22 protein-coding genes are annotated in these 26,039 nt (G+C 46.4%); 10 read left to right on the top strand and 12 right to left on the bottom strand.

Annotated elements, in window-relative coordinates; genetic code table 11:
- Positions 1-80 precede the first annotated feature (80 nt).
- The 4 genes from ACTQ16_RS11770 (at position 81) to ACTQ16_RS11785 (ending at position 6,028) form a co-directional block, all read left to right on the top strand.
- Positions 81-2,129 (top strand): outer membrane beta-barrel protein, encoded by a 2,049-nt coding sequence (locus tag ACTQ16_RS11770; protein WP_441937547.1) that lies wholly within the window; start codon positions 81-83, stop codon positions 2,127-2,129.
- 277 nt (positions 2,130-2,406) lie between these two features.
- On the top strand, positions 2,407-2,844 hold the full coding sequence (locus tag ACTQ16_RS11775; protein ID WP_264967282.1) for an Hsp20/alpha crystallin family protein: 438 nt from the start codon (positions 2,407-2,409) through the stop codon (positions 2,842-2,844).
- Positions 2,845-3,082: 238 nt separating this feature from the next.
- Positions 3,083-5,068, top strand: a complete 1,986-nt coding sequence (locus ACTQ16_RS11780) for a heavy metal translocating P-type ATPase (protein ID WP_441937548.1) — start codon at positions 3,083-3,085, stop codon at positions 5,066-5,068.
- Positions 5,069-5,170: 102 nt separating this feature from the next.
- A complete protein-coding gene (locus ACTQ16_RS11785; RefSeq protein ID WP_295345888.1) occupies positions 5,171-6,028 on the top strand; it encodes an Rpn family recombination-promoting nuclease/putative transposase in 858 nt (285 codons plus the stop codon).
- 1,192 nt (positions 6,029-7,220) lie between these two features.
- On the opposite strand, the gene ACTQ16_RS11790 is transcribed toward ACTQ16_RS11785, so the two are convergent.
- A complete protein-coding gene (locus tag ACTQ16_RS11790) occupies positions 7,221-7,694 on the bottom strand; it encodes a PaaI family thioesterase (protein WP_022121659.1) in 474 nt (157 codons plus the stop codon).
- A 352-nt stretch (positions 7,695-8,046) separates the two neighbouring features.
- Here ACTQ16_RS11790 and ACTQ16_RS11795 point away from each other — a divergent pair, with 352 nt between their 5' ends.
- On the top strand, positions 8,047-9,087 hold the full coding sequence (locus ACTQ16_RS11795; protein WP_296973681.1) for a carbohydrate porin: 1,041 nt from the start codon (positions 8,047-8,049) through the stop codon (positions 9,085-9,087).
- Here ACTQ16_RS11795 and ACTQ16_RS11800 read toward each other — a convergent pair.
- Both ACTQ16_RS11800 and ACTQ16_RS11805 read right to left on the bottom strand, forming a co-directional pair.
- Positions 9,077-10,102, bottom strand: a complete 1,026-nt coding sequence (locus tag ACTQ16_RS11800; protein WP_295345893.1) for a lysylphosphatidylglycerol synthase transmembrane domain-containing protein — start codon at positions 10,100-10,102, stop codon at positions 9,077-9,079. The two genes, ACTQ16_RS11795 and ACTQ16_RS11800, sit on opposite strands and share 11 nt — an antisense overlap.
- A 174-nt stretch (positions 10,103-10,276) precedes the next feature.
- Complete coding sequence (locus ACTQ16_RS11805; protein WP_441937550.1) at positions 10,277-12,313, bottom strand: family 20 glycosylhydrolase; 2,037 nt, start codon at positions 12,311-12,313, stop codon at positions 10,277-10,279.
- 314 nt (positions 12,314-12,627) lie between these two features.
- On the opposite strand from ACTQ16_RS11805, the gene ACTQ16_RS11810 reads away from it, so the two are divergent.
- Positions 12,628-13,764 carry an ATP-binding protein gene (locus ACTQ16_RS11810; protein WP_441937552.1) on the top strand — a complete coding sequence of 379 codons (1,137 nt, stop codon included), beginning with the start codon at positions 12,628-12,630 and terminating at the stop codon, positions 13,762-13,764.
- A gap of 164 nt (positions 13,765-13,928) precedes the next feature.
- Here the strand turns inward: ACTQ16_RS11810 and ACTQ16_RS11815 are convergent, their stop codons facing one another.
- Positions 13,929-14,306, bottom strand: coding sequence for an L-rhamnose mutarotase (locus ACTQ16_RS11815; RefSeq protein ID WP_089544357.1), 378 nt, complete (start codon positions 14,304-14,306; stop codon positions 13,929-13,931).
- Between the two features lie 190 nt (positions 14,307-14,496).
- Here ACTQ16_RS11815 and ACTQ16_RS11820 point away from each other — a divergent pair, with 190 nt between their 5' ends.
- Positions 14,497-16,152, top strand: coding sequence for a carboxylesterase/lipase family protein (locus tag ACTQ16_RS11820; RefSeq protein ID WP_441937554.1), 1,656 nt, complete (start codon positions 14,497-14,499; stop codon positions 16,150-16,152).
- Between the two features lie 2 nt (positions 16,153-16,154).
- The gene (locus ACTQ16_RS11825; protein WP_441937556.1) at positions 16,155-16,445 is read left to right on the top strand and encodes a hypothetical protein; all 291 of its coding nucleotides are present in this window, start codon (positions 16,155-16,157) and stop codon (positions 16,443-16,445) included.
- Here ACTQ16_RS11825 and ACTQ16_RS11830 read toward each other — a convergent pair.
- The 8 genes from ACTQ16_RS11830 to ACTQ16_RS11865 form a co-directional block, all read right to left on the bottom strand.
- Complete coding sequence (locus tag ACTQ16_RS11830; protein ID WP_441937557.1) at positions 16,442-17,002, bottom strand: DUF5675 family protein; 561 nt, start codon at positions 17,000-17,002, stop codon at positions 16,442-16,444. The two genes, ACTQ16_RS11825 and ACTQ16_RS11830, sit on opposite strands and share 4 nt — an antisense overlap.
- A gap of 21 nt (positions 17,003-17,023) precedes the next feature.
- Positions 17,024-19,735: a hypothetical protein gene (locus ACTQ16_RS11835; RefSeq protein WP_441937560.1), complete on the bottom strand. Its 2,712-nt coding sequence runs from the start codon at positions 19,733-19,735 to the stop codon at positions 17,024-17,026.
- Entirely contained in the window at positions 19,717-20,151 is a 435-nt protein-coding gene (locus tag ACTQ16_RS11840; protein ID WP_441937562.1) for a hypothetical protein, read from the bottom strand. Before ACTQ16_RS11840 ends, ACTQ16_RS11835 begins: the two co-directional genes overlap by 19 nt.
- 29 nt (positions 20,152-20,180) lie before the next feature.
- On the bottom strand, positions 20,181-20,684 hold the full coding sequence (locus ACTQ16_RS11845) for a hypothetical protein (RefSeq protein WP_441937564.1): 504 nt from the start codon (positions 20,682-20,684) through the stop codon (positions 20,181-20,183).
- A 224-nt stretch (positions 20,685-20,908) separates the two neighbouring features.
- Positions 20,909-21,412, bottom strand: a complete 504-nt coding sequence (locus tag ACTQ16_RS11850) for a hypothetical protein (protein ID WP_264951618.1) — start codon at positions 21,410-21,412, stop codon at positions 20,909-20,911.
- A gap of 375 nt (positions 21,413-21,787) precedes the next feature.
- Entirely contained in the window at positions 21,788-22,165 is a 378-nt protein-coding gene (locus ACTQ16_RS11855) for a hypothetical protein (RefSeq protein ID WP_441937566.1), read from the bottom strand.
- Positions 22,166-22,437: 272 nt separating this feature from the next.
- On the bottom strand, positions 22,438-23,868 hold the full coding sequence (locus tag ACTQ16_RS11860; protein ID WP_441937567.1) for a leucine-rich repeat domain-containing protein: 1,431 nt from the start codon (positions 23,866-23,868) through the stop codon (positions 22,438-22,440).
- A 120-nt stretch (positions 23,869-23,988) separates the two neighbouring features.
- A complete protein-coding gene (locus ACTQ16_RS11865) occupies positions 23,989-24,162 on the bottom strand; it encodes a hypothetical protein (RefSeq protein WP_441937569.1) in 174 nt (57 codons plus the stop codon).
- 991 nt (positions 24,163-25,153) lie between these two features.
- Here ACTQ16_RS11865 and ACTQ16_RS11870 point away from each other — a divergent pair.
- Positions 25,154-25,717: an HU family DNA-binding protein gene (locus tag ACTQ16_RS11870; protein ID WP_441937570.1), complete on the top strand. Its 564-nt coding sequence runs from the start codon at positions 25,154-25,156 to the stop codon at positions 25,715-25,717.
- An 80-nt stretch (positions 25,718-25,797) separates the two neighbouring features.
- On the top strand, positions 25,798-25,893 hold the full coding sequence (locus tag ACTQ16_RS11875; protein ID WP_153121734.1) for a smalltalk protein: 96 nt from the start codon (positions 25,798-25,800) through the stop codon (positions 25,891-25,893).
- Positions 25,894-26,039 lie beyond the last annotated feature (146 nt).

Genomic DNA, 26,039 nt, shown 5'->3' on the forward strand with positions numbered 1-26,039 from the left:
ATATTTGCAGTACTTTTGCAACCGAAATCGGGAGGGTTTCTTCCGAAAGAACGATAAAAAGATAAAACGATAAGAAGAATATGAAAAGATTGGTTATATTAAGCGCTTGCCTGGCAATCAGTCTTGCCGGCTGGGCACAAGGAAACAGAAATGATTCCCTGAGAATGGACAGCATCATCCATTCCCTCCCCGATGTGATGGTAAAAGGCAACCGACCTATCGTAAAGGTAAAAGGGGCGACATTGACCTATGACCTGCCTCAACTCATCAAAAACCATCCGGTGGACAATGCCTATGAAGCCATCAAGCAACTGCCTGGCGTGAGCGAACAAGATGAAGCCTTGACGCTCAACGCCCAATCCGTAACCGTGATGATAGACGGCAAAACTTCCACCATGACGAGCGAGCAGCTCTATTCGCTTCTGAAAACGATTCCTACCAGCCGCATCGCCAACGCTGAAGTTGTCTATTCAGCCCCAGCCCGCTATCAGGTAAAGGGACAAGTCATCAACCTCCTGCTGAAGCACAACACAGGCTTTCACTCCCTGCAAGGCGAGTTCTTCGGCGGCTACACCCACCAGAACCGCAACAGTTACACAGAGCGCACCTCCTTGCTCTTCACCAACAAGAAATGGGAAATAGACATGCTCTATTCCTTCGGTCATGGCAAGAGATATTATTACTATGAAAATGAGTTTGCCCACACCTTGACTGATGGCACTTCCTATGCCTTCTCTACACATAGCGACAATATCAAACGTCATCTCAACCACAACATCCGACTGGGAATCAACTATCATCTGGCAAAGGATCATCAGCTCAGCTTTGCCTACACCTCACAACTCAATAACACGAGAGGAACTTCAGAGGATGATGGCGATTTCACATCCCTTCTCAGAATCCATGCCAAGAGTCAGTTTCACAATTTCCGCCTGGATTACTCTACCCCATTCGGCTTCTCGGCAGGAGCAGAATACACCTATTATAATTCACCGGATGAACAATGGCTGAAAAGCAGTCTCTACGATGAGATTTACGACATCACAAGCCAGCAACGAATCGACAAATGGTACGCTTACCTCAAGCAGGAGCACGACTTAGGAAAAGACTGGGGCTTGAACTACGGCATCAATTACACCACATCAAGAGACAAGAGTTCGCAGGAAAACAACAACAAGTCTTCTGATGGCAACACCATTCAAACCGAAGACCAAATGTGTTTCTATATCGGAGCCAGCAAGTCGTTCGGCCAAAAACTCACGATGGAAGCATCGCTCATGGAAGAATATTACCACACCCCAATCTGGGATGAGTGGAACCTCTTCCCTACACTCTCCATCACCTATCTTCCAAAGGCAGGACACATCATCCAATTCGACTTTGATTGCGACAGAGACTACCCTACCTATTGGTCGGTGAAGAACTTCACCACCTATAATGCGGGCGGATATGGAAAGATTGTAGGAAACCCGACGTTGAAGCCATCACGAGACCTCAGCCTCTCGCTTACCTATATTCTGCACAGCAGATACGTGGCAAGTCTCTTCTTCAACAACTCGAAAGATGAATTTCGTCAGCTTCCTTACCAGAGCGACAAGAAGAAGGAGATGGAATACAAGCATGTCAACTTCGACCATGTAAACCAGGTAGGCTTGATGCTCACAGCCCCAATCAACATAGGCAACTGGTGGCAGAATCGCCTTACCTTCACTGGCGTTTATCAGAACGATAAGAATTCCCACTTCTATGATCTTCCATTCGACCGCAGCAAATGGTTCTGTCAAGCCCAATGGAACGGCACTTTTCTCTTTGGTAAGCATGTGCTTCTCAACCTCGATGCTTCCGTTCATACCGACGCCATCCAGGGAATCATCGACATCCCAGCCTCAGGCTATCTCAACGCTGCCCTCACCTGGAAGCCTCTCAAGGACGACAAGTTCCAGCTGAAAGCCTACTGCAACGACATCTTCGAGACAGGCGACAACCATCTGCACGATACCTATCGAGGTCAGCACGTCATCAACAAAATGTACTTTGGCAGAATCATAGGCCTCTCCCTCACCTATCGTTTCGGCGGCTACAAGGCCAAGCAGCATGAAGAAGTAGATACTTCCAGATTCGGGAAATAAAACGAGAGCACCTAGTTTAAGAAAAGCCTCCCATTTTGGCAGCAAAGTTTAAATTATTTATACTTTGCTGCCAATATTGTCATCAATCCGACACTGGCACGCAAGTTGCTCAACATAAGAGTGAAAGCTGAAGCTAAAAGATGAAGGAGTTCGAAAGGACAACGGAGTTTCGAGGCGAAGGCAATCAAAAGAACAGATAAATAAATAACAAGCAGAAATCCCGACGGGACCGCAAGGAACCGAGAGGACGAGTAAAATAAAATTGGAGGTTTTAATTATGTTGTTAGCACGTAGAAATAATAATTCAGATTGGTTGAGTAACTTCTTTGATGATGCATTTTTCAACACAGAGTTGATGCCACGTATGAATGCTACCGCTCCTGCCATTAACGTAAAGGAGACAGAGAAAGCTTACCAGATGGAGATTGCAGCTCCTGGACTGAAGAAGGAATGGGTTCGCATCAACATCGATAACGATGGCAACCTGAATGTGGCTATCGAGAACAAGATGGAACACAAGGATGAAGATAAGCACGAGCACTATCTGCGCCGCGAGTTCTCTTACAGCAACTATCAGCAGAGCTACACACTCCCTGAGGACGCTGACCGTGAGAAGATTTCAGCAAAGGTAGCTGATGGTGTTCTTGAGGTTGAGATTCCAAAGCTTGCTCCTAAGGAGGAGGCTAAGGCTACCAAGAATATCGAAGTCAAATAATCATCTCCCATAAATGATTGAGGCAGATTCCAAGGCAATTTGGAACCTGCCTTTTTTTGTTCCCTTACCTGAGCCACCACATTTTTCATCTACCTTATTATAGTGGTTTTCATCTATCCATCAGGATATTTCTTCCATAAATCTTGTGGGGGTCATAATTAATATGTAATTTTGCAGGCAGAAAAGCAGATATGAAAGCTTCTGCTTATAAAATTCATAACATTTATATAAAAAACAGATGAAGAAAACAATTCCAGTAATAGGCATGGCTTGCAGCGTATGCTCTGCCAATGTAGAAAAGAAGCTGCAGTCGCTAGAGGGCATCAACTCTGCCTCGGTTTCCCTGGCGAGCCGAACTGCCCTGGTAGATTATGACCCCGACATTATCTCTCTGGAAGATATGAAACGGGAAATCAGCAACGCCGGCTACGACCTCGTTATCGAAAACGACAGAAGCGTGGAGGAAATCAACCGCCGTGAGTTCACCCTCCTGCGTCGCCGAACCCTCGCTTCCTGGCTCTTCGCCATCCTGACCATGTGTTTCTCTATGGGTTGGATTTCCCTGGGTATGGAACAGAATATGTTTTCAGATGGCGTTGCCTCGGCTCATCACTCGAGTTCCTTCGCCAACCAGATCTGTCTGCTCCTGGCACTCGCCAACCTGCTCTACTGCGGCAAACAGTTTTATGTTTCCGCCTGGAAGCAGCTTTTGCATCATACGGCAAACATGGATTCGCTCGTAGCACTCAGCACCCTCATCGCCTTCCTCTTCAGCACCTTCAACACCTTCTTCGGAGAAATGGTATGGGGAGCGAGAGGCATAGAATGGCACACTTATTTCGATGCTTCCGTGATGATCATCACCTTCGTGCTGACCGGCAGATGCCTGGAAGAAAAGGCGAAAGACAGTACGGCGAGCAGCATCCGACAACTGATGGGAATGCAGCCGAAAACCGCCCGACTGGTGACTTACGAGAAGATAGAAGGCACCAACGACTACAAGATGGAGGAAGTTCCGATTTCCACCATTCAGATAGGCGACATGATAGAGGTAAGAGCCGGCGAGAAGATTCCGGTGGATGGCGTGGTTACCCAGGCAGAGAGTTTCATGACTCCCGATGCTGCCTATGTAGATGAAGCAATGATCAGCGGCGAACCTACTCCGGCGATGAAAAAGGCAGGCGACAACGTGCTGGCTGGCACCATTCCGAGTCAGGGAAAGCTCCGCATGAGAGCCAAGCAGATTGGCGAGAACACCGCCCTGGCACACATCATCCGCATGGTTCAGGAGGCACAGGGCAGTAAGGCGCCCGTGCAACGCATCGTGGATAAAGCGGCGCTGATTTTCGTTCCAGCCGTGGCAGCCATCGCCCTCATCACCTTTTTAATATGGTGGCTGATAGGCGGCAACGCTGCTCTTCCGCAGGCCATCCTTTCAGCCGTAGCCGTATTGGTCATCGCCTGTCCTTGCGCCATGGGCTTAGCTACTCCTACCGCCCTGATGGTGGGCATCGGCAAGGCGGCGCAGAAGCAGATTCTCATCAAGGATGCGTCGGCGCTGGAGAATCTCCACAAGATCAACGCCCTCGTCATCGACAAGACCGGCACCCTCACCATTCCTAACCAGAACATCGATTTCACCAAGCAGGAGGATTTGGACCTGGAGACGAGAGAGACCCTCAAGCCTCATGCCCAGGAAGCGATGAAGCAGTTGCAGGAAAAGGGAATAGAGGTCTATATGATGAGTGGCGACAAGGAGGAAGCGGCTCACTACTGGGCTGAGAAAGCCGGCATCAAGCATTACCAGAGCAAGGTGCTGCCTGGCGACAAGCAGGCATTGGTAAAGAAACTTCAGGACGAAGGCAAGCAGGTAGCAATGGTGGGCGACGGAATCAACGACACCCAGGCTCTGGCCCTTGCCAACGTGAGCATGGCGATAGGAAAGGGAACAGATGTGGCGATGGATGTGGCGCAGATTACGCTGATGAGCGACGACCTGCTGGCACTTCCGGAAGCCGTAAAACTGAGTCAGAAGACGGTTCACATGATTTGGCAGAATCTGTTCTGGGCGTTCATCTACAACATCATCTGCATCCCGCTGGCAGCCGGCGCCCTTCATATCTTCGGCATTGATTTCCAGATAACCCCGATGTGGGCAAGTGCCCTGATGGCCTTCTCCAGCGTAAGCGTAGTGCTTAATTCATTGAGGTTGAGATTAGCGTAAAATGAAAGAAAATCCTAGAATTTCTTGGCAGTTTCAATAAAAAAGTGTATCTTCGCAGCAGAATTGCAATATTGCGTCCACGACCTTATAAAACGTAAGAAGATGGGAAGATTTATAGACCCACGTGTCGATTGGGCTTTCAAGCGAATCTTTGGAAGCGAGGACACTAAAGAATGCCTGATAACATTCCTCAACGGACTGTTTGAAGACGAGTTGGTAATCAAGGACGTGACGTTTGCCAAGACCGAAAAACTTGGCTTGCGCCCCGATGACCGTGGTGTGGTCTTCGATGTCTATTGCGTCACAAACGAGGGCAAGCATATCATCGTTGAGATGCAGAAGAAAGAACAGGAATACTTTGCCGACAGGGCATTGTATTACACGGCACGTGCCATCGTGCAGCAGGGCGTTCGTGGAATCTGGGACTATCATTTGGCTCCAGTCTATACGGTGTGTTTCATGGACTTCGTGTCGGAAAGTCCGATGCTAAAAGAGTTTCGTACCGACTTGGTGCTTACCGATTTGCAGACACGCCAGCGAGTGTCCGACAGGATACGTATTGTGTACCTCCAGTTGCCATTGTTCGACAAGCATACGGAGGCAGAGTGTATGGATATATTTGATTGTTGGATTTATATAATGAAGAATATGAACATGTTTGAGCAGATGCCATTCAGCGAGAAGTATCCAGTCTTCCGCAAATTGGCAGAGATAGGCGACCTCCGCAAGCTCTCCCGCGAGGAACTTGAGCTTTATGACGAGGACATCAAGAATATGCGTGATATATATGCCACCAGAAAGTTTGATGAGAAGAGAGGAATGGAAAAAGGAATGGCGAAAGGAATGGCGAAAGAAAAGATAGCCACAGCTTACCGCCTTTTGTCAATGGGACTTTCTGAAGCGCAAGTATCAACGGCCACAGAGCTTCCACTGGAGGAAATTCAGAAAATAAGAAAATAAGAACTAGCTTTGAAAAATTGATTTATGAGACTTCTTGGCATTCAAACCAAGAAGTCTCTTTTATAAATATAGACAACACACTTTTCCTATAAATCAATAGTTAAAAACTACACTTTTCCTATAAAAACGAGGGCTGGAAACCACACTTTTCCGAAAAAAAGCGGTATTTTACCCTTATAAAACATGGATTTTACCCCATAAACCACTCTTTTAGTAAAGGCGATTTTCAGGACAAATCGTAAAGGACTTTTAAGGGATTAGAAAACCTTAATGACCGATAATGACCTTGACCTTAATGACCTTAACGACCTTATCCCCTAAATAGCCAGACTCCATTGTCAACAGAAAATCACATTACCCAAGCAAAAATGACAAGAAAGGCAGGATTGTTTTTTTTCAGAGAAAGAAGGAGAAAAATGCTCTTAAGAGCAAGAAAAAGTGGTTCCGATGGCACTTTTCACCCCTTCAGAAGGCAAAAATAAGAGGGGTAAAAGGCTGAATGAAGGGGGGAAAACGAGGAACTTCTTGATATATTTTGCCAAGATTCTCATAAAAAGAGCAAAAAACTGGGATAGAGCGAAGAGGAATATGTACGGTTTTAGCTGTACAAAGCATGGTACTCTGCAGAAGCACTGTGCAAACTATTCCACTGACTGTCACTATCTTACAAACAAACATCATCCTTTCCGAATAACTTTCAGAAGCCTGATCCGGTCATTAAGAACCCGGTCATTATCGGTCATTAAGGATTTTCGGGGGCGGCGAAAATGGTGTATAGTATAATATTAAAATATTTAATATTATACTATAGGACAAAATGACCAGAACTGATTTTCCTTAATGACCGTTAATGACCGGGGGCTTAATGACCGGATGACTATGATTTACCATTACCCCATTTCACAAAACAGGGGAAAAGTGAAATCAAGTAAGGGGAAAACTATTGCATCCTCGGATGATTTATTGTATCTTTGCACCGGCAATCGAAAGAACAGTCTTCTTGTGCCAAGAGTCGGTCATCTATGCCGACCGAGGCTGGTCTTAATAGATGGCAGGCGCCGGTCATCAATGAAGACCACAAAATGGGCAGGAAACGGCTTTCTGGGGAATTGTGATTCAAGGAACTCTTAAACGCAGACTGAGCATGATCAACTTCAAGAAAGACTCCAGCATTACAAACAAGTGGGGAGAGTTATTCCTCCCCCTCTACCTTGCAGCTGTCGAATCCCATCTCCTTGGCTTTATCAGGACCAAAGGTAAAGTAGATGGCTTCGCCCTCATCACAAACCTCGCCTTTGGAGTTCTCCAGAGTCAGGTGGATAGTAACGATATTACGGCGCTGACTGGCGATGTGACCACGCACCGTAATCTGCGAATCGGTGGTCATCACAGGCTTCTTATACTTCACGTTGAGCTGCATCGTCACACCCGTGGTCTGCAGTTTGCGGTTGATAACCCAGCCTGCCACTTCATCCATCAGCATACTGATGATTCCGCCATGCAGGGTATTGATCCAGCCCTGATAATTCTCGCCGGGATTCCAGATGGTAAGCACATCCTCACCCTCTTCCCAAAACTCAAGATGCAATCCTACAGGATTGTTGGGGGCACAGCAAACGCAGTTGTAACCCTCCTTGTTCAAATATGGATTTAATATCTTCTTCATTTTTCCAACTGATTAAACTGATTTTTAACTGATTTCTTACTGATAAAACTGTTTAAAGACCACGCAAAGGTACGAATAATATCTGATAAGGCAAAGTTTTTAAAAAATATTATTATTAATTCCCTCTGATTACCTGAAAATAGAGGGTCAGACGGAGCCCAAACTGTTTAGAATAAATAAAAATACCTAGAAATGAGGATAAAGATAAAGCCTCCACTATTTAGCAGAAATGAAAATACCGTTTATTAAGTATTGCAGGATTTTGAAATACCCAGTACCTTTGCAGCGTGAATTAAAGATACTCGCAAGCGGCAGGCAAGTGCGCAAGAAACAATATAAAAACATAAAAGAAATGAAGAGATTTTTTTTTATTATTTTAGGCAGCATCAATATTTGCCTTGCTCATGCACAGAGCTTTAACGGACAGTATATTTCTGAATGGCAATGGGACATGAACAAGAATACCAATCTGATCAATCAGCTGAGATTGGAACTGAGTGTTCCGATAGGAAAAGGAAAGGATTCGTTCGAGGCGGCTACGCTGCATGTGGCAAAGACCAACGATGGCATTATTGATGACTGGCAGGGATTTTCGAACATAGATGCAGACAATAACTTCGCCATGCTTGCCGTGCTGGGCTACATGCACGAGTGGAATTCGGGCCATCTGTTTGTGGGTGTGAGAAACGTGAACGAGGATTTCTTCACCTCTGATGTTACGGCTCTTTTCCAGAACAGTTCTGAGGGAATTTTTCCTACCGTTGCTTCCAGCTATCCGATAGCCAACTATCCGTATTCAGGCTTGACCCTTTACTTTGATGTAACCAAGGGAAAATGGACTTTCAGAAACAGTCTGTATAATGGTGCGGGATATAATGGCTGGAAAGCCCACGACAATCCTTTCCTGGTCCGCCCGAAGAAGGATGGAATCTTCAATATGTCGCAGTTGGAGTACAACGATAAAGGTGGAAAATATTTTGCAGGTGCTGCCGTTCATACCCGTCAATATCCGATAAACGAGGATGGCGAAATGGTTTCTGCCGATGAATCCAAGGGCAAAACAACCTGTGCCTGGTGGGTCTATGGAGAGCAGAGTGTATGGAAGGCTGGCGACAAGAACATTTCGTGCATGGTGCAATATTCCGAGAACACCAGTCATCAGAATGCCTGCTACCGATACGCAGAGTTGGACGGTGCCTATCTGGACGAGAAGAACGAGTGCGGCTTGTCGGGCCAGTACGCCCGCTTCCAGCAGGGTTCAGAATATTCGCTGGAAGTAACCTGGAAAAGACAGCTGACGGAATCCATTTCCCTTCAGCCATCGTTCCAGTACATCAAAAACGACAATGGAGATTTCACGACGCTCAGTGCCCGACTCTATGTCAGTTTCTAGCAATCCATTTCGGCAAGACCAGGATGCCCATCACCAGGAAAGGGTAATAGAAGATGGCGCGCCAGAGCATGGCGGCGAGGATGGCTACCGAGGCATCGGGCAGGAAATCGGCATAATAAAGGCGGAACATCAACTCCGCCACGCCGCTTCCGCCGGGCGTAGGACTCAGGATGGAAATCATCCACATCACCCATTGCCTGCACCAAGCCACCAGCATGTTGCCCTGACAATGGAAGGCAATGAGAATAGCTACCACGATGGCGAATCTCGACAACCACGCCAGGGAAGTATAACCCATCAGCTGCAGCCAGAATCTTCCGCCCTCCAGCTTTGCCTCCTCCGAAGCCATCGTCATCTCCTCGGAAAACTTCTCTACCTTGGGCAGGAATCTGCGAAGGAAAGGAATCTTGCAGCACCCCTTCAATACCCATCCCAAAATTTGGGGACGATGCAGCAACAAGAGATAGAGAATGGCTGTCCAGACAACCACAATAAGGGTGCTGACGATGAAGACAACCTGTACTCCACCCTTGACCCATTCGTTTGTTGTATCCGTAGAAATTCCCACTCCATCTGCCAGACTGAAAAGCAGATGCGATGGAACACAGAAATACAACAGGCAGCAGCTGATGGCAAGGAATGCCTCATCAGCCAGCAGGGCTGCAAACATAGTGAAGATGCTTCTGCCCATCGATATCCCCTCACGGTTCAGATAGACAAAAGCCAAGCCACTGCCACCCACCGCCGAAGGAGTAACGGCAGAAGTAAACTCACAAAGTACATTGATGCGAAACGCCTCGGCTATCGACAACTTGCGCTGGCAAAGATGTCGGAAACGGAGAGTGAGCATCAGATTCTGGACGGCAAAGAGCAATACAGCCAAACCTACCCCCAGAAAAAATCTCGGAGACAATTCTATCCTGCTCAAAACTTCCACGTCAAACTCCCGAATCATCATTCCGGCGATGACCACCAAGCCGATGGAAGCTGCCACCCATAAATGCCATTTTTTCATATTATTCTCAAAATAAAACTATACCTTAATCATATATAGTAATATAACGATTAAATGGCCAATCTATTTTGTTGTCTGTCATTAAATGTTGATATCTATCCAAAACTTCTACAGCTATGTCATTCCAAGAGCGCACCAGAGTCTCCGCGGTTGCAATTTATGGGCATTTATAGACTATTTCTGCTCCACCTTCACTCCCGTAATCCGGCTCTTGAAATCGCCTGCCTTCTGGAGCGGGAACACCAGCGTGCGCTGATAATACATCTTGGCTGAAGGATTATACACGATAGGCTGAGTGGCTGCAGCATCGCTCTTCTGGAATGTAGCCAGGTCTTTCTGCTGCATCGCATAAAGAGTGATAGGACCCAACTCCTCGCGCAACTTGCCATCCACATAAAGACAGGTCTTCCTGTTGTCGCCAGTAATCGCCAGAGTTACCTTCTTGCCCTTCTCTACCCTGTAGTTGAACTTGTTGAGATAACCCTCGTGGGCAAAACCAAGCTGACCGCTTTCAGGGTCAGAAAGATAGAACGTGGCGTTATCTGATGAGAACAGCACCGTGCCCTTCGGCTCATCGGCTCCCTCGATGGTGAACTCCACCCGATAGCCATAGCCCACTTCCTTCTCGCCCGTGGTCTGACCAGGGTTCAAAGTCTCTATCCTGAGCTGCTTGCCCTTCTGCCAGCGTGCTGACTCGTTTACCGCTGGAGCCTCGCTGAGCGCAAGGCGAAGACGATTGAAATCTTCAAAGGAGAAAGATGTAGCAGCACCCGTCCAGCATTTTGCCGACAGCGTCTGCAGGGCAGGGAACAGTCGGTCGTGAATATCCTTCACCGTAATGCCGTTGCCCGCATGGTCGTTCCATACGGCAAACATTCCGCCGAGAATGGCAGGGTCGTTCTCCTCGAACTTCTCGTTGCCAATCTGCGCCGGAGTCCAAGAATCGTAAAGATACCGGCAATTCAGGTAATCGTAATAATAGCCCGCTGCCGGAACGATGTAAACCAATCCGTCAGGAATGCTCACCAGTTTATAGCCCAGGCGCTTCATCTCCTTCGGGTCAGCATAACCATTGTACCAGCAATGCATCATCACGTTCTCCGACTTCACCTTGGTATCGCCCTTGGCATGAGTAAGTGCGCCCCAAACGGCTGCCTGCTTGCCAAACGACTCCACATATTTAATATAATGGTCGGTGAAATAACGGAATTTCTCCACCACCTCCTTCTTGGCGTTGGAATACTCATCGGTTCCGATATGCACTACCTTGCCCCGGAACACGGGGTTCTTGCCCTCCAGATACTCCTTGAAGAGCCCATCCACAAACTTGTAGGTCTCGGGATTGAAGAGGTCGAGATGATCCATGCCATATTCCTTGGAACCGATTTCCGGCTTGTAATGGGTGAAGGCGAGCGAATGGGCAGGCACATCTATCTCGGGGATGATGTTGACGCCATACTGCTCTGCCAGTTTCTGGAGTTCGATGAACTCAGCCTTGGAATAGCTGCCATCTTTCGCCGTGAGTCCCGGATAGGTGTCGCATTCCAGGCGGAAGGCTGCCGGAGTTTTCGCCCAATCGTTACCGAAGAACTGTCGGAATCCATTATCGTTGAGATGAATCTGCAGGGTGTTCATCTTGTAATAAGACATCATCTTGACCAGCGAGCGCAGATAAGACATCGGGATGAACTTTCTGCCGCAATCCATCATGAAGCCTCGCAGCCCATAGGCAGGCGTATCCTGGGCTGAACCCTTTGGCAGCACGAAACCTGCCGAACGCTGCTGCTCTGAAAGCTGCAGCACGGTGCGGGTTCCCCATACCAGTCCTTCTACCGAAGAAGCCGTGATGGTAGTTACGTCGCCGATGGTGAGGCGATAGCCTTCCTTGCCGAGCAGTCGGGCTGATTTCTTATCAGACTGGAGCACCAGCACGATGTCGCCGGCAGAGGGCTTTCCCGTCTTAGGCGTGAGCGATTTTCCCACCAGGGCGTGGTAATCGGCAGCAAAGAGTTTCGCCACCTCCTGGGCGTTCTTTCCGCCCTTCACCACGTATTTGCCCGATGGGGTAAACATTCCCTCTGCCCCGCTCCATTGCTTGAGTTCAGGGATTACAAAAGGTTTTTCGTTGACCGCTGCCCAGCCACACGAAAGCACCAAGGTGCAGCAAGCCGTCAGCAAGAGACGCTTGAAATCATTTAGGTTTTTCTTCATACTTTACTGTTTTATGTTATGAGTTAAATTTTTCATTATCAATCATTGATGCTGACATCAGAACATCTCATTACCAACAGTTGATGTCCGTATTCCCAGCATTCAGCGGCAAAGATACGAAGAAAAACCGAGACTTCTACTACTTTTTAGAGATTATTGACCGAAAACAGAAGAAAAAAGAAAATATCCTCCCGAAAACTTGTTCGTTTCTTAAAATAATCGTATCTTTGCTGCGGATATTCTATGAAAATCCGCAACGCTATTGCGGATAATCTATGAAAATCCGCAATAGAAACTTATAAAAAAGAGCTATTATGATTAAACGTATATGCCATATTGACAATGATTTAGAAGACAGCATTTTTCTGTTTGGAGCTAGACAAACAGGAAAAAGCACTTTCTTGCGCCAGACTTTTCCTGACTGTATCTATATTGACCTATTAGATACTACCATCAAAGGACGATTCAAACGCCGTCCTTCCCTGCTCTACGAGATGCTTTCAGAAAAAGAAACGGGAACATTGGTCATCATAGACGAAATACCGGAAGTGCCTGAACTACTCAACGAAGTGCATCGTCTGATGTCGGAAAAAGGAATCGTATTTATCCTATGCGGATCCAGTGCCCGAAAACTGAAGCGAAAGGGTTACAACACCTTAGGCGGAAGAGCTTATCCGGTTTTCCTCTTTCCATTCGTTAGTGCCGAGATTCCGGACTTCAATCTCCAACGAGCCATCAATTATGGAATGTTGCCCCCACATTACCTGGCAAAGAATCCGCATCGACGTCTTTCAGCCTATATTGATGTTTATCTGAAAGAAGAAATCAAGGAAGAAGCTTTGGTGAGAAACCTCAACTCTTTCCAGCGATTTCTAGAAGTTGCAGCCCTGACAGATGGTGAGATCATCAACCTCAATAACATCGCCCAGGATTGTGGAGTAAGCGCAAATACCGTAGGCAACTATTTCGACATTCTGGAAGATACTCTTTTAGGTTTTCGCATTCCAGCCTACACCAAGACGAAGAAGCGCAGATTGGTACAGGCTCCCCGCTTCTATTATTTTGATGTAGGTGTCGCCAACCATTTATTGCATCGCAAGGAACTGGTTAGAGGCACTGCAGAATATGGTCATGCCTTTGAGCACTTGGTAATACAGGAATTAAGAGCCTGGCTTTCCTACCAGGAAAGTACAGAACAATTGAGTTATTGGCGAGCCTATACAGGACAAGAAGTGGATGCCGTGATAGGTGACGGTAGAGTTGCCATTGAAATAAAATCTGTAGAGGAAGTATTGCCAAGGCATCTGAAAGGTCTCAAGACTTTTGCATCTGATTACCCGGAAAGCCGACAGATGATTGTATCGCTCGACCCGATAAATCGAAAGATAGGAGAAATCGAATGTATCTACATCCTCGATTTCTTGAAAAAACTTTGGAAGGAAGGAATATAATCCTTCCCTCCAAAGATTATCCGAGTAATTAATCATAGAGAGTGCTTAATCGTTGAGAGTGCTTAATCGTTGAGAGTGCTTAATCGTTGAGAGTGCTTAATCGTTGAGAGTGCTTAATCGTTGAGAGTGCTTAATCGTAGAGAGTACTTAATCGTAGAGAGTGCTTAATCGTAGAGATAGAAAATGCGCTCCATCATGTGCCACTTCTCATCGCTCGTAGCACCCTTGCCGCACTTCTGGAACTTGCCTACCACTTCCTCCCACTCAGCCTGTCTAGGAAGGGTGGCGAGCTCTGCCATTTTCTTGTCCCAATCGAAATCTACGGGAGCATCCACAACCATCACCAGTCGGTTGCCGAAGATGTAAATCTCCATCTCCAGGATACCAACCTGACGGATTCCGTCACGAATCTCCTTCCATTGCACACCTTCTGAATGCAGGCGGCGATATTCACGGATAGCCTCCTCATCAGATTCCAGTTCCAACCACTGCACGTAGCGCTTGGTGGCTACCGGATACTTCTTCTGTTCATAACCTTTCATCATAATCATCAGGGGTTTAAAGATTCAACTTTTTGTTATTTTGCTTATTTTCTGCAAAAATATGAAAAAAGATTGAACAAAACAAACCAAGTTACCGAGATTTTGTTTATTTTTGCATTATCATTGCAGAAATGCATGATCAAGATTTTCAAAACGATTCTATGAAATTTAAGAAACTAAAGATTAAGATATGAAGAAACTACTTTTATCCATCGCCTTTCTGCTCCCTACTATGGGAATGATGGCGCAGACTCAGGTAAAGACTGCTGAAGGTATTCTCGAAGGAAAAGACCTCTCAGGCATCACTGTTTTCAAGGGTGTTCCATTCGCAGCCCCACCGGTAGGAAATCTCCGCTGGAAGGCTCCTCAGCCAGCCCAGAAATGGCAGGGCGTTCGCGAGGCAAAGGAGTTCGGACCTAACCCGATGCAGGAACCCATCTTCGGCGATATGAACTTCGGTACGAAAACCAACAGCGAGGATTGTCTCTATCTGAATATCTGGACTCCGGCAAAGACCATGAAGGAGCATCTGCCGGTTTTGATTTATTTTAACGGCGGAGGACTGATGGCCGGTAGCGGAAGCGAACCTAGATATGCGGGCGATGCAATGGCGCGCGAGGGAATCATCTCCATCACAGCCAACTATCGTGAAGGCATCTTCGGCTTCTTCGCTCATCCTCAGCTCTCCAAGGAGACCTCCTATAAGGGTTCCGGCAACTATGGTTTCATGGACCAGGTGGCTGCCATCCAGTGGGTGAAGGACAATATTGAGGCCTTCGGCGGCGACCCTAACCGCATCACCATCGTGGGCGAATCGGCTGGTTCCATGTCTGTAAGCGCCCTGATGGCTTCTCCTCTCTGCCAGGGACTCTTTGCCCAGGCTATGGGTTCCAGCGGTTCGGTGATGGGATTCAAGAAGATTGCCACCCAGAAGGAAGCCGAGGAGAAAGGCGTGCAGCTTGCCCAGAAAATAGCAGAGAAGATGGGTAAGGAAACAGGCAAGAAGGTGAAAAAGAACGTAGGAATGAAGAACCTCGACGAACTTCGTGCCCTGCCTGCCGAGAAACTGATGAAGCTGGCGGGCATAAGAGCCGTTCCGGTCTATAACATCGACGGATATTTCATGAAAGAACAGCCTATAGAGGTTTTTTCCAAGGGCGAACAGACCAAAGTGCCTCTGCTCATTGGCGGTAACAACCAGGAGATGACTCCATGGGCGGTATTGATGGGCAAACAGCCTACCGTTGAAAATCTGAAGGCTGGTGCCAAGGCTACTTTCGGAGAAGAGAACATCGATGAACTCTTCCGTCTTTACGGAATCAACAGCGACAAGGATGTGTTGGAGCAGCCGGGTGTAGATCTGGCTTCAGATATCTTCCTGGATTATTCTACCTGGAAGTGGGGCAACATGCACAAGCTGACCGGCGGACAGCCAGTTTACCGCTACCGCTATTGTCATCCTCGTCCTGCGATGGCCATCAAGGGCAAGGTGGCAGCTTTGGCTGGCGGCGTGGTAGATGCCAAGGAAGGTGCAGCTCCTGCTCCACGAGATAAGGGTGCCGTTCACTCTGCCGACATCGAGTATGCAATGGGCACATTGCCAACCAACCGCGTATTCGACTGGCAGCCTGACGATTACATGATCAGCGACATCTTCAACCAGTATTACGTCAACTTTGTAAAGACCGGCAATCCGAATGGTCTGGGTCTGCCTGAGTGGCCATCCACCAACGGCAAGGCAGTAGCCCCTGTGCTTCAGATTGATGAGAACACCGTCGTAAAGTCTGATGCCCAGATGGAGAAGCGCTATGATTTCATCGACAAAATGTTCTGGGAGAAGAAATAGAGATGTTTCAGAAATTCATCATCAATAGAGACGGAGTGCTGAAGTTCGGCCACGTCTACCTGCATCGCGACATGCTGGCTCCAGGCGAGCAATGCACCTACGGCGGCGGATTGTGGAAGATAGACGAAGGCAGAGGTGCCATCGTACTTTATGGCAGAAGTTTTGACTTCGGTCCTCCCGATTTCGACTTTGTGAAACAGATAGACTGGACGGGCTTGGGGGGACCCCCTCGCCCGCTCCTCTATCTGCCTCATTGGCCTGACGAAGAAGAGATTGTGCCAGTCATCATTTAAACTATGGTTATCCATACGGCTTCGCCCTCTTTCTGCACCTCCCTGATGCGTTTCATCAGGCGATGCAGCCAGATGCGGGAGTTCACCACCATGCCTTTCAGCCTGTTCTCGCCCACCAGGATGCAGCCCTGGGTATCGTCGGGATAATTGCCGGCATGGATGCGGATGCCCTCAAAATCAGGCACGCCCTGGACATACGGCAGCCACTCCTTGAATCGTGGTGACAGGGTGATGAGCACCCGATAGGAACCTTCGGGAATGGCGGTATGCCCCGGAATCTTTCTCGCCACCTTACCGCTCTGACGACTGTACCTGGCATCCACCTCCTCCGGCCTCAAGTCTATCCCCTTCAGGTTGCGCCACGTCGGTTCCAGGGTATCGCAGAAGTAAGTATCCTTCGACAGCTTCTCCATGTCGAAACAGTTTCTGAAGCTGCGCTTGTCGCCGGCATTCCTGCCCGACAGCGCCTTGCGCTTCACATCACCATCAGCCAGCAGATACAGTCGGCCGATGGTATAAGTATTCTTCTTAGCTATTCGCTTAACTACTATTTCCATACGCTAAATTCTGATTTCATTCTAACTCTTAGGATAGGTTTTAAAATAAACTGAGTCACTGAGTTTCTGAGTCACTGAGTCGCTTTCCTCTATCTCAATATAGCCACGGCGTATCCAGTTTCTCAGCATTTTTGCCGTACCCTTGGCGTTCATGTCATTCTTCAGACGCAAGCTCTCTACCTGCTGGTAGTTGAATTTTTCGGGCAGGAATTCAAGGATACTGCTTGGTCCCTTCTTGCTTTCCTGATCTCCTTCGCGCATAGCCTTCTTGATGGCATCCCCGAAGAAGCGCATCTTGCAATAGAGATCGTAGCGCTCGCTCCAGCGGATGAAATCCGCTATCTCCGGTTCCCATTTGTAGCCGTTAGCCACATAGAGCACGCAGGCTTTCAGATAGCCGATGACGTTGGCACGAAAGCTCAGGTTCTCGTAGACTCTATCCTGCGACAGACGGGAGAACTCCGCATTCTCATCCTTCAACACCTTGGCTAGCTCGAACGCCTCCTGACATTCCACCAGTCCCGTTGCCATACAGAGATTGTCAATGTAGGGTTTCAGGGCATTTCTGAATTCTTCATCGTAGGTGCCGTAGATGGGAATATCCTCACCGATATCACGCTCCGGGATGGTGCAGAAATTGATACGTGAGATAGGTCCGTCGGTCAGCACCCTCTTGAAGTATTTGATGCCCTTCTGGATGGTGGTGGAAGCATTCCAGTTGAAACGGATGGTGACACGCTCGGTTACGCTCTGGGTTCCCACACGAGTCTGACCATATTGATTATCTGGGTCGAAAGCGAGACACATGATGCGGAACTGCTGACTGCCGATACCTTTCAGCGCATCAAACTGGTCGATTTCGTTCAGCGAAGTGTAAAGGAAATGTTCCTTGGCTTCAGCTGTACGCATCACGAAGGCTGGGTTGGTCATGTCGGCATCAATCTCCTGGATGATGAGGTTTTCGGGGCGCTTGCGCTTGTCCTTGTTGGCACCCTTGCGCATCATTTCGTCCTTCCATTCCTTCTCACGTTTCAGGTTTTCCTGGTCACGCTTACGGATATCCTCCATGATGAAATCGATAGGTTTCTGCACGCAGCTCTTTCCTGCTCCTGTGCCGGCAAGCAGCACGCTGGATAGGGTTGCCTCATGCTCCACATTGTCGATATATCTGAATCTCGTCTTCCAGAGATGAGTGGCGAGAGGAGGAAAGATGGCACAAGCCACGGCTGGCTGATAAATCTCCGGTGTCCTGGAAATCAGCAGCTCCACCAGCTTCGGCAGCTTCTTCGGCATCGGTGGAGGGGCGGGATACTCGGTCTCTTCTGTACTTTGAACTTCGTTACTTTGAACTTGGAACATTGAACTTTGAACTGTATGATTACCATAAGCCGTTGAATTCTTCACTCTTCGTTCTTCACTCTTCACTCCCAATGCAGCCTGTTCTGCGGTGGCGTTGATGCGGATCACGTCTCTTGAAAAAGGCTTCGAGCTGTCGCCATATTTCGCATAGAAATCATGGATTAATTGATGGCAGTCAGGTTCCTGATAATAGCTCGGCATCTTCTCTGCCACCACCTTCATCAGCTCCTCTTCGCTCATCACTCGTGATGCTCCGGCACTCATGATGGCGAGCAGGGAGGAATGTCTGGACCCCACGGTGTCAATATTCATCCCCTTCAGTCCCGCAGATTCCTGAAACAGGTCGAAGGCTATCAGATTCTTCTCACTGGCAGAACCTGCTTCTGTGGCTGCCACTCTGCCAGCATTCTGAGCATCTCCAGCAGGGCTGAGATGAGAATCATCAACACGATTGCTATCACCAGGTTGGGCAGGCTGAATAGCAGAGCCAGAAGAAACAGCGTTATCGCCACTAGTGCCCGGAAGTCTATTGTCTTCACTTTGAACATTGAACTTTGAACTTGGAACTTTATGATTACTTTGAACTTTGAGATTTGAACTTGGAACTTTATGATTACTATCATTAGGTACTTGCCCCTGAAAGTCCCCCACCAGGCGTTCCGGGGATTTGCAATCCCCGGCAAGCAAGCTATAGCGAGCCGTCCCCCTGCCGTCAATCGTCAGGCCACGCTTCAGAAAAGCCTCTCTGCGGGCTTTCAGCTCCTCTGCGGGCAGCACCCCATACCAGTCCTTGGAACGGTAGATTTCGGAGCCTTTATCCGTGATGAAGATGATTCTTTCGGGCGTGATGCAGCTCTTGTCATACGGGATTCCAGCAGCCTCACAATACGCCTTCTGCGTCTCCTCGATGGTCATCCCCATCGGCATGCGGATGTCGATATGCAGTTTCTTTCTTGCCGAATACTCCAGATGCAGCAGCATCCCTTTCCAGATGCCGTCGCTGCAGTTCAGCTCGCGCGCCTTCTCCAGCGCCTGCTCCACATACTCCATATCGTCTACATCGATGGTGGTCTGGAAGAGGAAACTCTCTGGGTCCGCATCCTCGGCAGAACGGTGGTTGTTCCTGAATCTGTAGTAGTGGATGGCACGGATAGGCAACTGCTTCTTCAGCGCCTCTCTAGCCTTCTTCACCGCCGTCCCGTCGCCGTCATCAACGCCAGATACCGGCTTCTCGCCACGTATCTGTTCTATCACGCCCTTCAGCCAGCTCTGGGCTGTCAGGCTGTCGTAGACCGTCAGAGGCTGGGAAGAGTTGAGTCTTCCCATATTGCCCCTGCGAGCCGGATTCAATGCCATTACTTGTACTGTTCCCATGCCACTTCCTCCTTGAAATGCTTAGCCTTGCCCTTGATTTCCAGCACCTCCTTGTAAAGATACTTCATAATGTCCGCCTTGTTCATGTCCTTAGGAAAGGAGAAGGAAGCGAACACACGCTGAGGGGATGTTCTCAGGGCGCCATGCGAGGTATGGATGATTTCGGTATATCTCTTCTCGCCCGTGATGGCATAAGGCTTGAAGTCGAGCTTGTCGCCGCATTCGCCTCCGCTGCATACCATTCTGCCCGGAATCACCTTAGCGTCCTCTGCAATGGTCTCCGTATCGTTCCAAGGAGCCTTGCGGATAGCCACGTTACCACACTCGTCAGTAATCACACTGGCATCTACTCTCTGGGCGTTCAAAAGCGCCTGTGCAGCAGCCTCAGCAGCTGCCAAAAAACTTTTCTTGCTCATATATGTTGAAGTTTTAGAAAGATATGTTATTAACGAAGAACTTGGTCGTTGATTCTAAGTGTATTATCGGATAAGACGATGCGGTTGGGCTGGTTGATGGAGTTGTCTGCCAACACCTCTATCTCCTGCGCATCATACAGCACACGTACCTCCGGACAGGCAAGAACCCTCTTCACGAATCTAGTAATCCACTTGAAGCCCAATCTCTCGTCAGGGTTGTTCAGATTCAGCAAATCAGCAATCAACTGTTCATCACAGAAGCTGTAATCCACGGTTACATCCTTTTTTCTCTTACGAGCCACCCCAATCTCCTCGCCATAAAAGAAAGGATTGTGGTTCTTCTTCTTATGAGGCTTCACCAAAATTTTGAAGCTCTTTACTTCACCTGTAGAGATTGCGATAGCCTTATAGAGTTTCTTAGGCTCCTTGTCAAAGATGAATCTCACATCGAGAATGCCGTAATAAGGAACCCCGTCCACTACCAGTACTCTGAGCGTTCCGTAATCCGGATGCTTGAAAACATACGGTTTCATATCATTTTTAACCATACTTATTTATATGTATTATCAAGTTGGAGCTGCGACCATTCGCCAAATCCCGTACCCCGGAAGTGGTACCAATTTTCCATATACGGAAAAGCCCCGGAACCCAGACCATGTTGGTTCTGAATTCCGGGGCAAAGATACGGCGAAAATTTGGAACGAACCTAGTACGTACCCCGTACGGTCGTACTAGTACTACTTGCTAAAAAGCCGTATTATTGTAAACATTCTTTGATTTCTTCATAAAATTCTGCTATAGAAGGCGAAGAAATGGCTTCATTATATCGTGTTCTCATCACAGAAGGCTTCATGTGCCAAAATTCCGAAAACACTTTCCATACATGATTTATATTCAATTTGCAGGCTATCTGATAAGCAAGATACGCCTTCTGACAGGCGGAGAGATTGAGAGGCTGGAAATTCTCATCTAAAATCTCCTTCTTATACAATTTCAAAAAGATTCGTGTAGCCTTCTCTCCAATCAATTCTTTAGGTATCTGAGGTGCAAAAGGAAGGCCTAAAGGAACTTTTTGAGAATAATCAGGTTCATCACCTTTTTCATCCTCATCTACCACTTCAAAATCAGCATCATTGATTTCATCCTCCGATGAAGGTCGAGAGGACTTCTTCCCAGAAGGACAACCAAAGTTATTGTCACCAATATGGAATCCGCCACCAATGTTCAATTCTTTGATATCAATTGCAATCTTGATTGTCATAGCTTATTAGGTTTAAAAGGTTATGGGCACTTGTAATCATCTCCAACGCAGAATTGTCGTTGATAGAGACTACGATAACTACACTTAGGCTGATTGCCCCCGTCTTGGCAAGAGCAATCAAGGTTCTGAGAAAGAACCTTGTCACCAACTTTTTCATATAAAAAATTTCATGAAAAAATGACCATTACTTACCTCACAAGTTAGTGGAGTTGGCCCCTGCGATTTTCACAAGGTGACGTTGCTATCGGGGACATAGAACGGCATAAAGCTCAGACATGCCCCCAAAGACATAATGAATGTTCCATTATTTTAAAGATTTGTGTATGTTTATTAAACTCTTACCGCTCATAGCTGGTATGAGACGACATATTATATTTATTTGATTCCTTGCGTTACGAACTTACGCAAATCAATCTTCTTCCTAATCAAGTCTCCTACATCATCAGCCGATTCACCATATATTTTATGGTATCTTTCTTTCATCTCAAAGAGCTTTTTCAGCCATAGCTCACGTTCCTTAACATGCTTCTGGTAGTTCTCCACCGCCACAGTTTCCTGATGAAGATAATAACCTATAATATAGCAGAATTTGTTAAGTGTATTATGTGATACAGAGGGATTCATATTTCTCAGTTTTCTGACAGTAGGATTTGCAATATCAAACTCATTTTTCATCAATTTAAGAGGAGAGATATCATCAATGATCATCTGGTCAAGAAGTGGTCCCACCCTCTCGATCTGCTTCTTTCTCATATACCTGTCGGCGTATGATTTATCATATCTATTACTTAACTACTCAGCGCCCATATGGGTGCTGAGTAGTTACAGGAAGCGCAATCCTTGCGGTATAAATTTGATAGCAATATCGAATATATTAGAATTTATACCAAAACGTTTTCATATTATCACGTTCATTCATATCTTCTCGCTATCGAAAATGCTATTTTTTGACTTTTCTGTATAATGACTTTTTAAAGTGGACTCAGTAAATTTTAGATGACTCCAGCAAGCCCTGGACCCAATCCTTATTTCATTGCAATCTTGATAGAATCCTTACCCACTTTGGCGATAACTAAATTTTCTGAAACGGCATAAGAGGCAGCACCGTTCGCTGCAACCGTAGAACCGAGATACTTGCCATCAGCAGCAAAGAACTTCACTACCTCGCCATTATCAAGGCCGGAAATGCTGACGATGCCATCATGAGCCGAAGCCACGATGCCACGTATTTTAGCCAGGTTGATATTGGTTCCATTATCCAGATTAGCTTTTATCCAATACAGCGTAGCTTCCGCCTTATCAGATGCAGTATAGCCATCAGCAGTAGCATAAACTGATATGTTATAGGCTGCAGAAAGAGTAACCTTACCTTCCTTGCTATAAGCATCAGAAGCCATATCAGCATCCGTTATCGTATAATGATACTCAGCTCCAGCTGTTTCGCTAGCGAACTTCAACTCTCCAGATTCGTAAGAAACGGATGGAGTGGCACATTGAGTAACCGGTTTTGTATCATCACCTGATCCATCAGGATTCCAGGCATAGATATAACTAAATCCCACCAAAACATCCTTATAGTCCTGAAGGTATTCTGTTGGGACTTTAATAATAGTTGTAGTTGGTATACCTGATAGAGATGTATACTCTGGCACTTTACCTTTAAAATAAACAGTTTCAAAACCACTGCAACCATAGAAGCAATTTTTACCCAATGAAGTAACAGAAGAAGGGAGGGTGATGGAGGTTAAACCACTGCAATCATAGAAGCAATAATCACCCAATGAAGTAACAGAAGAAGGGATGGTGATGGAGGTTAAACCAATGCAATCAGAGAAGCAATAATCACACAAGGAAGTAACAGAAGAAGGGAGGGTGATAGAGGTTAAACCACTGCAACCAGAGAAGCAAGATCGACCCAAGGAAGTAACAGAAGAAGGGATGGTGATGGAGGTTAAACCACTGCAATCATAGAAGCAATAATCACCCAATGAAGTAACAGAAGAAGGGATGGTGATGGAGGTTAAACCACTGCAATTATAGAAGCAATAATCACCCAAGGAAGTAACAGAAGAAGGGAGGGTGATAGAGGTTAAACCACTGCAACCAGAGAAGCAAGATCGACCCAAGGAAGTAACAGAAGAAGGGATGGTGATAGAGGTTAAACCACTGCAATGCCAGAAGCAAGATCGACCCAAGGAAGTAACAGAAGAAGGGATGGTGATGGAGGTTAAACCACCGCAATCATAGAAGCATCTATCCTCAAATGCAGTAACAACATACACTACCCCATCATTACCCTTCACCTTTTCCGGAACGACGATATCACCAGAATAATAACCATTCTTTTTAGGCAAGAGCGTAGCTGTCTTCGTTTCTGAATCTAAATTATAACGAAGCCCATCTACGACTTCAGCCATTGCACTACTTGCAGTCATGATCAACATAACTACCAACATAACAAAGCCCTTAAAAGAGCTGCGGGTCCCGAAATTACTCTCCAAGAACCCTTTTCTTAATGTAAAATTTCTCATAATCTTATGCTTTATATTACACTTCCTATATGAAGAGGCAAAGCCTCAACAAATAATCATTTTAGAAATCCGGTGATACACTTCCTTAAATCCTTGCTCATCAGATTCATAAACATTCCTGCTGACGAAAGCGGTTATCTCATCATTCATGCGATAGGTGATATTAAGCGCATGGCGAAGGGAAGGAAATCTGCTGCAGATATACTCGAAGATGCTCACAGAGTGTAGTTATCTCATTAAACTCTTTCTGAGATTGCTATAAATCTTTTTGGTTTACTTTTACCAAATCTCCATCGATAATTGTTTTTGTTTATTTTGAGAGCAAAGATACATTTTTTATTTGGAACAAACAAGAGATTTCTTTAAAAGTTTAAGAAAAAGTTTTTTAGTAGCATATTGGCAAACAAATGAAATCGCAAGATTAGTGCATCAGAACTTAAATTCAAAGTCGCACTTCTCTATGTTGCGCAGCTTTTGAGGGTTTAAAGCTTTTGCCCTTACAGAGCGTGTGGGGGAATATTGTGTGTAGCTTTTATTTTTACATTATAGAACAATCAATGGAATAAAAAGGAAGAGGATTCATACTCTTGAAAATACATAAATACACTATCTCTATCTGGAAGTATCTGTTAGAAAGAGTTACTCGTCTGGAAACTGTTGAAAGAGCAATTTTTGACTCAGTGACTCAGTGACTCAGTGACTCAGTTTATTTCAGACCCCCTATCTACCAATCTTGATTATAAATTGTAAGTATATAAATTATATTATATATATATATATAATATCTATTCTATAGAGAGAAAAGTATACGGCTTGAAATAAACTGAGTCACTGAGTCTCTGAGTCACTGAGTCATTTTTGCAGTTGATTGATTTTTCGGATAATAAGCTTGTTTGAAGACATTTAAGTCACAACTCTATTTTTTCTGCTCCGCAACTCTATGTTTTTCTTCTCTCAAAACTATGACTTGTAATTATTAACCAACTTACAATTTGAAAGCTGCTGAAATCGGCCCTTATCACAACCCGAAATTTGGTGGAATCAAAAAAAAGCCGTATCTTTGCATCGTGATTAGGAGAAAGGCTGCCACCTCTCCTTCACACCATCAATCGGAAGATATAGGCGCCAATCGGAAGAAAGATGGAAGCAATTAATAATTTACAATTTATAATTAACAATTAATCATTAACAAATTAAACACTAAAAAATTATGGGACAAGGAACTTGTAAGTATCGCAAAGTAACGCGTACTCCACAGAGTGGAGAGAACGCAGGTAAGAAACTCTGGTATGCTACCGCAGTGAGCGACCGTGAGATGAGTTTTGAGGACTTCGTGACTCATATCTCTGAGCACAACTCGCCATACAGTCGTGGTACTATCCACGGTGTGCTGATGGACACTTTGGACTGTCTGAAGCACCTGATCCTCGACGGCAAGAGCGTGCGTATCTCCGACCTCGGTCTGTTCTCCATCGGCATGACTTCGCGTGGCGAGGTGAGCAAGGACAAGGTGTCTGCTGCAAGCGTGCAGGGCGTTCACCTGATTGTGAGAAATACGAAGTCGTGGAGCAATGCTGAGCTGAAGAAGCTCACCAAGATTGTTGCCTACGACGAGTATAACACCAGCGAGGACACCGGAGGAACCGGCAAGCCAGGCGGCGACTCTAACACCGGTGATACCACCCAGGGCGGTGGCGGAACTCAGGAAGGTGGTGGCGGAACTCAGGAAGGTGGCGGCGGCACCCAGGGAGGAGGTAGTGACGTAGGCTTCTAAAAGCAGAGCCCCTTCGGGGGCTGTGTTTAAGCAGCAAAAGAATTAATCACTAATCACTAACAATTAATCACTAAAAAAAGATGAAGAAGGACACTTGGAAAACTATCATTCAGATTGCGATATCAATCTTGACTGCGATTGCCACCACCTTGGGTGTAACGAGCTGTATGCCGTAGGGCATAACTATCTATAAGAAACAGGAGGGGGATGAACCATCATTCCTTCCTGTTTTTTAGGCAAAGTGAGTAATTAAGAAAATAGTATAATATTCTATAAATTCTACATGAAAAGTTTGCAGGTAACGGAATAAAAGTGTATTTTT

Source organism: Prevotella sp. LCP21S3_D2, assembly GCF_052118345.1.
Lineage (GTDB): Bacteria > Bacteroidota > Bacteroidia > Bacteroidales > Bacteroidaceae > Prevotella.